Raw genomic sequence first — 12,464 nt, 5'->3', positions numbered from 1 at the left:
AATGTCGAAGGCAGTCAGCAAGGGCCCGGCGGTACGTGTCCCGCTCAGCCGTGATCGGGTGCTCGAGGCGGCGATGACAGTCGCCGACTCCGGCGGCCTCGATGCGCTGACGATCCGGTCGCTGGCCGCCGAGCTGGGTGTCAAACCGATGTCGGTGTATCACCACGTGGCCAACAAGGACGAGATCCTCGACGGCATCGTCGACCGAGTGTTCGCCGAGATCGAGCTGCCGGAGCCCGACGGGGACTGGCGGGCGGGAATGACGCACCGCGCCGGATCGGCGCGGCGCGCACTGGGCCGCCACTCCTGGGCGATCGCCCTGCTGCAGTCGCGGGTCAACCCGGGCCCGGCGACCCTGCGCCACCACAACGCGGTGATCGGCGCACTGCGGACCGCCGGCTTCTCGGTGAAGCTGACGGCGCACGCCTTCGCCCTGATCGACAGCTACGTGTTCGGTTTCGCGCTCTCCGAGGCGGCACTGCCGATCCACGGCCCCGACACGGTGCCCGAAGTCGCCGCATCGATGATGCAGCAATACTTCTCACCCGACGCGTACCCCCATCTACTGGAATTCACCACCGAGCACGTGATGCGGCCGGACTACCAGTTCGGTGACGAGTTCGACTTCGGGCTCGCCGTGATCCTGGATGGACTGGCCGGAATCCAGAGCAAATCCGCCTCGCGCATGCCTTGACAGGCATATACCCCTAGGGTAATACTCAGCTCGTGAGCGGCGTGTTCGAGGTTCTGGCGGAACCACATCGGCGGCAGATCCTGACGCTGCTGCTCGAGCACGAGCGCTCGGTCGGCCACCTCGTCGAGGCCCTGCCGCTGTCGCAACCCAGTGTGTCCAAACACCTTCGGGTGCTGCGCGAAGCCGGTCTGGTAACGACGCGCCAGCAGGCCCAGCAACGGGTCTACCGGTTGCAGCTCGATGCACTTCTGGAACTCGACAGCTGGCTGACGCCGTTCCGGGCGCAATGGAACTCCCGGCTCGATGCCCTCGAGTCACATCTCGACGCGACGGATCCTCCTGTGGGGCGCACCGGCCAGGACAACCCGACGTCACCAGGAATGAGGCTCAAATGACCACGACCGACGATCGACTCGGAGTCGTCGAACGCGACGGCGAACACTGGCGAATACGATTCCAACGCCGACTCAACCACTCTCCGGAGACCGTGTGGCGAGCGCTCACCGATTCCGCACAGCTACAGCACTGGATGCCGTGCGACATCGTCGGCGAGCGTCGCGCGGGCGCCGAGATCGAACTGCCGTTCTGGCCGGCGCATGTCGAGAAGTACGGGATCCAAACGCCGACACTTCAGGGCACCATCCGGGTCTGGGATCCGCCGTGCGTCTTCGAGTGGACCTGGGAAACCGACGTGCTGCGCTGGGAACTGGAACCGCGGGATGGCACGACCATCCTGACCTTCACCACCTGGCTCGGCAACGACGACAACGGTGCCGCCAACACGGCCGCCGGCTACCACGCGTGCCTTGCCAACCTTGTCGGGCTACTGGACACCGGGGCCGCCCCACCCCTGGTCGATGCCGATGTCGGTCCGCTGGAGCAGGTGTACGGCCGGGCCGTCCGGGCGGCCCATTGACGAACCCGCGCCCCGGCTCCCGATCCCGGGATCCGCGGGTCAGGCCGTCCGCACCACGGCGAGCTCCGTCGGCTCCTCGCGTCCCGGCCAGGTCCCGACCAGCGTCGGCCGGCCGGCGGGCAGCGCGTGTGTCCTCCCGGAACCCACCACCCGCACGACCACGAGTTCCAGATCACCTGACCTGACGACGGTCGTCGTCCCCACATCGACGCAGGTCACCGATCCGGCACCGGGCGGCGCCGAGTCGCTGTTGCCGCTACCGACGACCCTGGTCGTCACCGGTCGCGGCGGAACATCGGTCCCTGGTGGGTATTCCAGCTTGGCCTCGGTGCCGCCGGTCAGGATGGCGGTGGCCAATGCCGTGACGTACACCGGATCTGCGCAGCCGTCATAGACCCAGCGTTCGCCGAGGACCGAGTGTTGCATGGTGCCGATCAGCGCTTCGTCAGCACCGGGAAGCGGCGCCGCGCGGTAGGTCACCGGAACCTGGAGGACCTCCCCGGTGGACGTCGTCAGCAGATGCGTCTCGATGCCGACCTCGCCATCGGGATCGTCGAAGCGATACGCGCCGACCGCGGACAGGTCGCTCGCCGGCATCCCACCGAGCCAGTGCTGGGCCGGCACCCAGGGGGCCAGCAACTCGACCTTCGAGGGCGTCAGACTCGCCCGATGGATGATCGCCATCTCAGCACGGTACCCGGCATCGGCCGCCGTCGTTCCCACGCGGTGGCATTGCATCTCGTGCCGATGCGACTACCGCCCGGCCGGCTGTTCCGGCGGGAAATGGCAGGCGACCGCCAGACCGGCCGGGTCGACAACTGGCGGTTCCCGATCGATGCACACCGTGCGGTCCTGGTGGGTCAGCGGACCGACCGGGCAGCGGCTACGGAAGCGACACCCGCTCGGCGGATCGTGTGGATCCGGCAGGTCGCCGGCCAACGGCACCCGGTCCTCGCGATGCGCCGCCAGGCTGGGCGAGGCGTCCAACAACGCCCTGGTGTACGGGTGACGCGGCGCCGTGTACAGGCTCTCGTCGCCGTTCTCGACGATCCGGCCCAGGTACATCACCGCCGTCCGGTGACTGAAATACCGTGCCACCGCGAGATTGTGGGTGATCAGCAGGACGGCTACCCCGGTCCGCGCCTGGATCTCCCGCATCAGATTCAGGATCGACGCCTGCACCGAAACGTCCAGCGCGGAGGTGATCTCGTCCGCGATCACCACCTCAGGGTCGGTGGCGAGAGCCCGCGCTATGGCGATCCGTTGCCGTTGCCCTCCGGAGAATTCCGCCGGGTACTTGTCTGCGCCGGTGCCGGACATCGCCACCAGGTCCAGCAGCTCGGCGGCCCGGGCTCGGCGATCGACCCGGTTCAGCCCGGTGTGCAGCGCCAAGGCCTCGTCCAACGTCGCGGCGACCGTCATTCGCGGGTTCAGGGACGAGTACGGATCCTGGAAGATCATCTGCACGCGGCGGCGGAAGTGCGCAGCACTTCGTCCCCGCTCCGTCGTGACGTCCATCCCGCCGAGCAGAATCTGCCCGCCCACCGACGGCGCCAGCCCGACGATGGCCTTGGCGATAGTGGACTTCCCACACCCGGATTCGCCGACCAGTGCCAGCGTGCTGCCGCGCGGCACGGACAGGTCGACGCCGTCCACCGCCCGGAGAGCGGTGGCGCCCGCGCCGTAGGTCACCCGCAGGTCGGCCAGAACCAGCCCGGATCCGTCGTCTGCCGACTGACGATCGTGCCGGGCATCGGCTCGCTCCGCTGAGGAGGTATTCGTCATGTCCGCACCCGCCGCGTCCCGGGGATCGACCGGCCCGCCGGCGAGCCGACGCGGGGCGAAGCGAGCCCGCCGGGGGCCCGACCCTCGTCCGACTCCGACAGCGGGTGCCAGCAGGCGAGATCCCGTTGGCCATCGGGAATCAGCGGCGGCATCTCCTGCCGGCATGTCGCGTCCGCCGCCGCACATCGCGGCGCGAACGGACACCCCGCCGGCATCGCCGTCGGACTTGGCGGCTGGCCGGGAATGGACGCCAGTGGTTCCTCCCGGCCGGTCTGCAGCGTCGGAACAGCAGCCAGCAGGGCCGCGGTGTACGGATGGCGCGGCGCCGCGATCACCTCGGCCGTCGGGCCCTGCTCCACGATTCGGCCGCCGTACATGACGACCATCCGGTGGCACAGTTCGTTGATCACGCTCACGTCGTGCGAGATGAGCACCACCGCGGTGCCGTGTTCGGCATTCAGCGCTCGCAGTAGATCGATGATCTGGGCCTGCACGGTGACGTCCAGCGCGGTGGTCGGCTCGTCGGCGATCAGCAGGCTCGGACTTCCCATCAGGCCCATCGCGATCATGATGCGCTGGCGCATTCCGCCGGACATCTCGTGCGGGAACTGATCCAGCCGGCGCCGCGCAGCGGTGATCCGCATGTCGGTCAGCGCCAGGATCGCTCGCTCCGTCGCCTCGGCCCGGGTGATGCCCTCGTGGACCTCGAGCTTCTCGGTCAGTTGGCGACGCAGCCGCAACGCCGGGTTGAGCGACGTCATCGGATCCTGGAACACCATCGCCAGGTCGGTGCCCAGTAGCTTGCGCAATTGCTCCGGGTGCATCGTCGCCACGTCGGAGCCGGCGATTTCGCGGCGCTGCACCCGCACCTGGCCGGGATAGGGGACCAGGCCGGCCGCGGCCAGTGCCGTCAACGACTTGCCGGAGCCGGATTCCCCGACGATGCCCACCATTTCGCCCTCGCCGACGGTGAGATTGACGCCGCGCACCGGCTGCACCAGCGTGCCGTCCGGACCAGGGAAGTAGACCGAGAGGTCCTCCAGCCGGAGCGCGACGCGAGGTTCACCATCTGGTTCCGGTGGAGCGGCCGGCAGACCACGACCCGGCAGCAACGATCGGCCCATCCGGCGCAGCGCCCGCGCCGATACCGACCCGGCACGGCTGTCGAATCCGTGCGCCATCGACTCACCGAGCAGGTTGAATGCCAGGCCGGTCAAGACGATCGCCGCGCCGGCGCCCAGCGCCACGGCCGGTGTGGTGTAGATGTCCTGCAGGCCCTCGCCCAGCACCCGACCCCAGTCGTAGGACGGTGGTTGCACGCCGAGCCCGAGGTAGCTGAGCGCGGCGAGCGCGATCAGCGCGTCGCTGGCCGCCATGGTGACGGTGATCAGCAGCGGTTCGGCGATGTTCGGTAGCACGTAGCGGCGCAGCAGCGCTCCTCGCCGTACGCCGAGAACCCGTGCGGCGGCGACGTAGTCCGACCCGGCGACGGCGGTACCCAGGGTCTGTGCGAGTCGGGCGAAGCCGGGCGCCATGGCCAGCCCGATGGCCAGCACTCCGCCGAACGCGCCGATGCCGATCACCGTGCAGATGAACAGTGCGGTGACGATGCCCGGAAACGCGAGCGCGATGCCGATGCCGCGACCGACCAATCGGCGCCCGCGGGGCGGCAACAGCCCGGCCACGGCACCCAGCGGGAAACCGATGGCCGAACCCAGTAGCACTGCGGCCAGCGCGAGCAGCAACGACGTGCGGGTGCTGGCCAGGATGCGGGCCAGCACATCCCGGCCGAGCACATCGGTACCCAACCAGTGGCTGGCCGAGATCCCTTGCCGCGCCTCCATCACGTTCATCGTCATGGCGCGGTCCTGCCAGACCGCGGGGCCGATGATCGCCACCACGACGACGATTGCCAGGATCACCAGCCCGACGACGGTGCCGGGGGCACCGACGATGGCGCGCAATCTGCGGGACGCCATCGGTCAGTCCTCCCTCAGTGTCGAGCGCGGGTCGATGGCGGCGATGATCAGATCGACGACGGCGTTCACGATCAGCACGGCCGCCCCCAGGATCAGGATGATCGTCTGCGCCACCGGAAAGTCCTTACCGGTCACGGCAATCACGACCTGGGTGCCGATACCCGGCCAGTTGAAGACGTTCTCGATGATCACTGCGCCACCGAGCAGCCCGGGCAGCAGCATCCCGCCGATCGTCAGCGTTGCGGTCAGCAGATTGGGCAGCGTGTGCCGCAGATACAACAGCCGGTCCGGCAGTTGCTTGGAGCGCGCGGTGCGCAGGTAGTCCTCGCCGAGCACCACGGCGGTCTGCGACCGCACGATCCTGGACAGCCCGGCGATGGGCGCTATCGCCAGGGCTGTCACCGGCATCAGGTACGAGGTCCACCCGGCGCGACCGCTCACCGGCAGCCATGGATTGGCCACCGCGAAGAAATACACCAGACCAACCGCCAGCAGGAAGCCCGGGATCGAGGCAAAGAGTCCCGTCACCGCAGTGAAGGTGGTCTGCAGGGCGCGCCGGCGGCCACGGGCGGTCAGCACACCGACGGTCATGCCGAGCGGGACCGCGATCAGGATCACCGCGACGAACGCCACCGCGGCCAACGACGCGGATGCCGACAACCCGGAGGCCACCACCGTGGACACCGGGATCCGGGTTCGCAGAGAGATGCCGAGGTCACCGGTGAAGAGACCGGAAAGATATCGACCGAACTGCTGCCACAGCGGCAGGTTCAGCCCGAGCGCCTCGCGCATCCGCTCGACGTCCTCGGGTTTGGCGTTCAGGCCGACGACGTTGCGGACCGGGTCACCCGGGATCAGATGGACCATCAGGAAGGTGGCCACCAGCAGTACGGCCAGCCCCACCAGTAGTCCACCGAACCGGCGGACGGCGAAGCGCAACCATGGGTGCGCGTTCGCCGGCCGCCGGCCGGTCAGGGTGGCAGTCGTCATCTACTCAACCGGTGGTCCGCAGGGACAGCGGCAGCAGGCCCTCATCCCACACCGGGGTGAACTCAACGTTGTGTGCGAACCACTGGCCCTTGGGCACGTACATCGGGAACAGATCCAACGAGCTGAACGCCGACTCCTCCGCCTGCACCCAGAGGTCGCACCCGGCCTGCCCCGGCGTGGCCTGTGCCTTGGTGGCCAGCTCCGCATAGGTCTTGTTGCCGGAGCCCAGGTTCAGACCATCGGGTGGCTGCGGGCCAAGCAGGAACTGCGTCCACGACGTGTGCAGGGTGGTGGCGATCCGGATCAGGCTGACGTCCCAGTCTCCGCCCTTGAGCAACCGGTCGGTGCTGGAGTTGTTGTCCAACGAGACCAACTGGGCGTCGACGCCGAGCTGGGTGGACCACACCTGCTGCAGGTATTCCCACACCGGCTTGCTCGCATCGTTGGCCAGCAGGATCAACGTCAGCTTCTTGCCGTCCTTCTCCCGGACGCCGCCGGCACCGACGGTCCAGCCGTCGTCATCGAGCAACTTCTTCGCGGCCTCGACGTCATAGGTCGGAACCGAGGAAGCCGCGGCCGAGTCGTCGCAGGTCCTTGGTTGCTGGTTGACCAGGGTATTGGTGATCTCGCCCAGTCCGCCGGTGGCGACCTGGACCAGGTCCTGCCGGTTGGTCGATTTGGCCAGTGCCTCGCGCACGGCCTTGTCGCCGGCCAGCAGCCGGCCAGGCAGCTGGTTGTACACCATGAACGAGCCGGTCGATGCGACGGTGTCGGTCTTGGTGACGCTCGGATCCTTCGTCAGCCGGGTGGCCTCGTTGCCGCCCATCGGCAGCAGGTTGAGCTCGCCCCGGATGAACATGTTGACCGCGGTCGAATCGTCCTTGACGACCTTCCAGACGACCTCCGACGGGAACCCGGCCGCGGCATTCGTCTGACCGTCCGGGCCCCATTTGTAGCCGGGCCGCGCCTTGATCGTGTACTGCACGTCCGGGGTGGCCGTGTCCACGACGAACGGCCCGGTGCCGTCGCTGCCGGCCGTCAGGCTGGCCGGGTCCTTCAGGCCGCCCGGGCAGACGATGCCGACGGCCGAGATGCCGCTGATCAGGTCGCCGTAGGGCTTGGGCAGCTTGATGGTGACCGTACGGGTGGCATCGTCGGCGGTCACCGTGTAGTCGGTCGTGCTCATGTTGGACACGATCCAGGTGGCGTGGGTCTTCGGGTCCTTCAGATAGTCGTAGTTCGCCTTCACGTCGGTGGCGGTGATGACGTGACCGTCGGTGCAGGTGACGTCGTCGCGCAGGGTGAAGGTGGCGCTGTCGGGTTTGACGCTCCACTTCTCGGCGATGCCGCTGACCACCTTGCCGGACAGGTCGATGTTCACCAGCGGGTCGTACAGGTAGGTGTCGATGACCTGACCGCCGACCGTTGACAGTGCCGGGTCGAGGGTTCCCGCGTCGGCGTTCAACCGGGTGGTGACCGTGCCGCCGGGAGCGCCAGGGGCGTCCGAAGCGCCTGGCGCACCGGTGGTTGCGCTCGCGCCGGCGGTCGAACCGGCCGAGCCCGCCTGGTCGCTGGAACCGGTCGCAGCCGCCACCGTTGACGCCGGGCCGGTCGGTCCCGATGTCGGCGACGTCGAACCGGACGAGCCGCAGGATGCCAGGGCCAGGCAGGCGGCGCTCGCCGCCGCGACGAAGATCAGTTGCCGTCTCACATCGGAGCCTCTCGGGACGAAATGCGGAGGTGGATCCACGTACGGTAGGGCGACCCGACTGCCGGGGCATCGTCGGCGACAACTACGACGGACGCCGGTACTGGTGGCACCGAACGATGCGGCCGGACCAAGGATCCGACCAGACTCAGGCCGTGACCTATGCCGAAGTCGATGCATCGACCTCCAGCCCCGAGTCCGGATGGACAGCCGCGCCACTCACCGCGGCGGCACGAGCGGGCGCCGATGTATTTGCGCACGCGCTCGACATCGACTCCGGCGCTGAGGTCGGCATCAACTCGGACCACCCGGTGGTCACCGCGTCGGTGTTCAAGGTGCCGGTGCTGACGGAGTACGTCCGGCAGGTCAGCAGCGGCGAGCTGGACCCCAACGCCCGGGTGACGATCCGGGCCGGCAGCGCCACGATCGGTCCGACGGGGCTGAGCGTGTTCTCCGACGACACAGAATGGTCACTGCGGGACGTGGCGACCTCGATGATCACCGTCAGCGACAACGGCGCCACCGATATCGTCACCGGCATGGTCGGCGTCGACCGGGTCAACGCCACCATGCGATCGCTCGGACTGCCGTCGACCGCGCTGATCGGCGACTGCGCCGCCCTTTTCGCCAGCATGTCCGACGACTTCGGCACCACCGACCCGGAGCGGGTCGAGCAGCTGATGGTCGCCGACCCGGGCCGGATCGCCACCATGTCGGTGTGCACCCCGGAGCGGACCAACCGGTCCACTCCGCGGGAGTCGGCTCGGCTTCTGCAGTTGCTGTGGACCGATCAGGCCGCCGGCCCGGCCGCCTGCGCCGAGGCCAGACGCATTCTCGGCCTGCAGATCTGGCCGCACCGGCTGTCCTCCGGATTCCCCCGCGACGATGTCAAGATCTCCGGCAAGACCGGCACCATCGGCATTGTGCGCAACGAGATCGGGGTCGTCGAATTCCCTGACGGCCACCGGTACGCGGTCGCCGTCTTCACCCGCAGTCACGCCTTTGGATATCGTCAGCCCGCGGTCGACGCCCTGATCGGCACCGTCGCCGCCGCCCTGGTCGACCGACTCGCGAACGCCTAGGTCGGGGCATGGACGCCGATGCGGTGCTGCGGGGCGGAGTGCTGGTGGACGGCACCGGCGGGCCGCCGCGGCCCGTCGACATCGCCGTCGCCGGCGGGCTCGTCTCCGTCATCGCCCCACCAGGGTCGTTGACCGAAACCCCAGCCGTCGTCGAACTGGACGCTACCGGTCGGGCGATCGCGCCCGGATTCATCGACGCGCACGCACACAGCGATCTGGCCATGTTCCTGCCGGATCGGTGGCGCGATGTCACCCTGGCGCCGCTGCGGCAGGGGGTGACGACGGAGGTGTGCGGCAATTGCGGCGAGAGTCCGTTCCCCAGTACCCCGCTGCACCGATCGGCGGTCGACGACTACACCCTTGCCGGATTCCAGGTGGGGCTGGGCGGCTTCGACTCGTTGGACAGCTACGCCGAGCACCTGGCCGGCGCGGATCTGCCGACCAACCAGGCGCCGTTGTTGGGGCACGGCATGCTGCGCGGTGCTGCCATGGGTTTCGACGACCGGGCACCGACCGATGACGAACTGGCACTGATGCTGCGGCTGGCCGAGGAGGCGTTCGACCAGGGCGCGTTCGGACTCTCCACCGGCCTGATATACCCACCCGGGGTGTACGCCCACGCCGACGAGATCGCCCGGATCGCCGGTGTGGCAGCACGTTTCGATGCCCCATACGTCTCACACATGCGTGACGAGGCCGACCGGGTCGACGCCTCGATCCGGGAGGCGCTACAGGTCGGCCGGCTGTCGGGGGCGGGCATCCAGATCTCACACCACAAGCTCGCTGGCCGGCCCAACTGGGGCCGCAGCAGCCAGACGCTGGCCATGCTGGACGCCGCTCGCACCGGCGGCCAGGACGTGACGGTCGATGTCTACCCGTATACCGCCGGCAGTACCGGGCTGCACTCGTTGCTCCCGCCGTGGGTGAACGCCGGCGGGCTGGCGGCGATGCTCGAGCGGATCGCGGAGCCGGCCGTGCGGGCGCGCATCGACACGGACTTCGTTGCTGGCCTGCCCGGCTGGCAGAACCTGGCCGGTCCCGCCGGCTGGGAGAACCTGGTGATCGCCGGATCGCCGTCGGACACCAGTCTTGAGAGCCGCTCGGTGGCCGAGATCGCCGCCGGGGCAGGACGTTCGCCGGTCGACGTGATCTGCGACATCGTGGCGGCCGACCGCGGACACACCGTCGTGGTGCTGCACATGATGTCCGACGACGACGTGCAGGCGATCCGCCACTGGGACGGGGCGATGCTCGGCTCGGACGGGGTGCCGCTGCCCGGCAGGCCGCACCCGCGGCTGGCCGGCACCTTCACCAAAGCGCTGCGCGCCCCCGCGGGCACGGACGCATGGGCCGGACTGGCCGACCGGGTGCACCGGATGACGGCCATGCCCGCGCAGAGATACCGGATCCCCGGCGGCCGCGGGACGGTGACGGTCGGTTCGGTGGCCGACCTGGTGGTGTTCGACCCCGTCAGCGTCGCCGACCGGGCCACCTACTCCGACCCGTTGCTGCCACCGGTCGGCGTCGACCACGTGCTGGTCGGCGGAGTGCACTCGGTGGCAAAGGGGCAACCCACCGGCCGGTATGCCGGCCGGGTGCTGCGAGCGCGGTGAGACCCCCGCCGGGCGCTCTGCCCGGCGGAGCATTTCGGGAAAGGCTGATCAACAATGTCCAACGAGTCCCTGCTCACGGCGCTGCCCGATGAACTCGACGCACTGTTCGGCCAGTACACCGCGGCCGACAACGCACGGGGTCTGGTCTACGGGCTGGTCGGCCCGGACGGCCTGGTGCACAGCCGGGGGTTCGGCGTCGCGGACGACGCCGGCCATCCACCGGATGCGGACACGGTGTTCCCCATTGCGTCGATGACCAAGAGCTTCGTCGCCTGCGGTGCCTTGCTGGCCAGGGACCGGGGTCTGGTGAACCTGGACGCGCCGATCACCGACTTCTTCGACGAGTTCTCTGCCGGTGGCACCTTCGACGACCCGTGCGACCCACCGACCCTGCGGATGCTGCTGTCCATGTCGGGCGGGCTGACGGAGGACAACTCCTGGGTCGACCCCTTCATCGACACCCCGGTGGACGATCTACTGGCCACCGTGTCGCGCGGCCTGTACTACAGCACGCTGCCGGGGACCGTGTTCGAGTACTCCAACCTCGGCTACACCCTCGCCGGCCTGGCCGTCGGCCGGGCGGTGGGCCGGCGCATCGAGGACTGGGTCAGCGAGGAGCTACTGGCCCCACTGGGTATGAGCCGCAGCTGGTTCGACAACCAGGCGCCCGCCGATCCGGGCCTGCTGGCCACCGGATACTCGCTGGACGAGTCCGGCCAGTGGCAAGGCTTCCCACCGGCCCGCTCGGATGCCTACGCCGCAGCCGGCGGCATCCAGAGCACGGTGCGGGACCTGGCCACCTGGGTGAGTTGGCTGGCCTCGTCGTTCCGGCCGCCAACCGGAACGGGTCCGGATCCGGTCGGCCGTGCCTCGCGGCGGGAGCTGCAGCGGCTTCACCAGTTGACCCTGCCGTCAGTCGTGACCCGCGCCGACGGCGCCGTCAAGGTCAGCATCGGCGGCTACGGCTTGGGGCTGCTGGTCACCGAGGATCTGCACCGGGGCACAGTCATCTCGCACAGCGGCGGTCTGCCCGGGTTCATCCTCAACATGATCTGGCACCCGGGCTCCGGGCACGGGATCGTGGTGCTGACCAACAGCCACCGCGGCAATCCGGTGGCGCTGTCCGAGGAGGCGCTGTTCCGGGTCCTTGACCGGCACCGCGCACCGGCCCGCACCATCCGGCTGTGGCCGGCCACCCGAGATCTGCAGGGACTGGCCGAGTCGCTGATCCGCCGGTGGGACGACGAGCTGGCCGCGCGGATCTTCGCCGAGAACATCGCCTTCGACCGGCCGCTGGATCAGCGCCGCACCGAGATCGATCGGATGATCGGCGAGGTCGGACCGCTGCTGGAACCGAACCCGGCGCCGGACGCGACCCCCGACCTGCTGTCCGCGGCCACCCCCGCGGACGTCACCTGGGCCATCCCCGGGCAGCGCGGCGAACTGGTCTGCATGATCCATCTGACCCCAGCCGCGCCGCCGCAGATCCAGGAGTTCGAGGTGACGGCATCGCCCTACGCAACACCGCGCAGCGCGCGACCGACCGACATCTCCGTTCGCCGTCGGGGCGCGGGGCCCGCCTCGCTGTCGTCGCTGCCCAATTCGCAGATCGAATGGCCGGCCCCGGCCGACGCGAACGGCGGGTAGGCAACGGCACCGGCGCTGCGCGGACGGCAACGCCGACCGGCGGACCGCCG

11 protein-coding genes are annotated in these 12,464 nt (G+C 69.2%); 6 read left to right on the top strand and 5 right to left on the bottom strand.

The features are described from left to right. Nucleotide 1 precedes the first annotated feature (1 nt). The 3 genes from K340_RS0111405 to K340_RS34205 are packed head-to-tail and all read left to right on the top strand — an operon-like array spanning nucleotide 2 to nucleotide 1,610. On the top strand, nucleotides 2-694 hold the full coding sequence (locus K340_RS0111405; protein ID WP_037364036.1) for a TetR/AcrR family transcriptional regulator: 693 nt from the start codon (nucleotides 2-4) through the stop codon (nucleotides 692-694). Nucleotides 695-726: 32 nt separating this feature from the next. Next, the gene (locus K340_RS0111400) at nucleotides 727-1,089 is read left to right on the top strand and encodes an ArsR/SmtB family transcription factor (protein WP_029136803.1); all 363 of its coding nucleotides are present in this window, start codon (nucleotides 727-729) and stop codon (nucleotides 1,087-1,089) included. Then, nucleotides 1,086-1,610, top strand: a complete 525-nt coding sequence (locus tag K340_RS34205; RefSeq protein ID WP_051265878.1) for an SRPBCC family protein — start codon at nucleotides 1,086-1,088, stop codon at nucleotides 1,608-1,610. The genes K340_RS0111400 and K340_RS34205 overlap by 4 nt, the downstream gene beginning before the upstream one ends. 39 nt (nucleotides 1,611-1,649) lie before the next feature. Here the strand turns inward: K340_RS34205 and K340_RS0111390 are convergent, their stop codons facing one another. From K340_RS0111390 to K340_RS0111370, 5 genes are all read right to left on the bottom strand, one after another. Beyond that, on the bottom strand, nucleotides 1,650-2,294 hold the full coding sequence (locus K340_RS0111390) for a CG0192-related protein (protein WP_029136802.1): 645 nt from the start codon (nucleotides 2,292-2,294) through the stop codon (nucleotides 1,650-1,652). 69 nt (nucleotides 2,295-2,363) lie between these two features. After that, a complete protein-coding gene (locus K340_RS0111385) occupies nucleotides 2,364-3,395 on the bottom strand; it encodes an ABC transporter ATP-binding protein (protein ID WP_084614279.1) in 1,032 nt (343 codons plus the stop codon). Next, nucleotides 3,392-5,374, bottom strand: a complete 1,983-nt coding sequence (locus K340_RS29340; protein ID WP_084614278.1) for a dipeptide/oligopeptide/nickel ABC transporter permease/ATP-binding protein — start codon at nucleotides 5,372-5,374, stop codon at nucleotides 3,392-3,394. Before K340_RS29340 ends, K340_RS0111385 begins: the two co-directional genes overlap by 4 nt. A gap of 3 nt (nucleotides 5,375-5,377) precedes the next feature. Then, on the bottom strand, nucleotides 5,378-6,364 hold the full coding sequence (locus tag K340_RS0111375) for an ABC transporter permease (protein ID WP_029136800.1): 987 nt from the start codon (nucleotides 6,362-6,364) through the stop codon (nucleotides 5,378-5,380). A gap of 4 nt (nucleotides 6,365-6,368) precedes the next feature. Continuing rightward, nucleotides 6,369-8,075, bottom strand: a complete 1,707-nt coding sequence (locus K340_RS0111370) for an ABC transporter substrate-binding protein (RefSeq protein WP_029136799.1) — start codon at nucleotides 8,073-8,075, stop codon at nucleotides 6,369-6,371. Nucleotides 8,076-8,227: 152 nt separating this feature from the next. Here K340_RS0111370 and K340_RS0111365 point away from each other — a divergent pair, with 152 nt between their 5' ends. From K340_RS0111365 to K340_RS0111355, 3 genes are read left to right on the top strand one after another with little or no spacing between them, the layout of a single operon-like run. Beyond that, the gene (locus K340_RS0111365; RefSeq protein ID WP_211229387.1) at nucleotides 8,228-9,154 is read left to right on the top strand and encodes a serine hydrolase; all 927 of its coding nucleotides are present in this window, start codon (nucleotides 8,228-8,230) and stop codon (nucleotides 9,152-9,154) included. Nucleotides 9,155-9,162: 8 nt separating this feature from the next. Further along, the gene (locus tag K340_RS0111360; RefSeq protein ID WP_029136797.1) at nucleotides 9,163-10,767 is read left to right on the top strand and encodes an N-acyl-D-amino-acid deacylase family protein; all 1,605 of its coding nucleotides are present in this window, start codon (nucleotides 9,163-9,165) and stop codon (nucleotides 10,765-10,767) included. 54 nt (nucleotides 10,768-10,821) lie between these two features. Continuing rightward, nucleotides 10,822-12,414: a serine hydrolase domain-containing protein gene (locus K340_RS0111355; RefSeq protein ID WP_029136796.1), complete on the top strand. Its 1,593-nt coding sequence runs from the start codon at nucleotides 10,822-10,824 to the stop codon at nucleotides 12,412-12,414. The last annotated feature ends 50 nt before the right edge of the window (nucleotides 12,415-12,464 follow it).

Source organism: Nakamurella lactea DSM 19367, assembly GCF_000426645.1.
Classification (GTDB): domain Bacteria; phylum Actinomycetota; class Actinomycetes; order Mycobacteriales; family Nakamurellaceae; genus Nakamurella; species Nakamurella lactea.
Note: the sequence above shows the minus strand (reverse complement) of the source record. Positions and strands in the feature narration are given on the sequence as shown.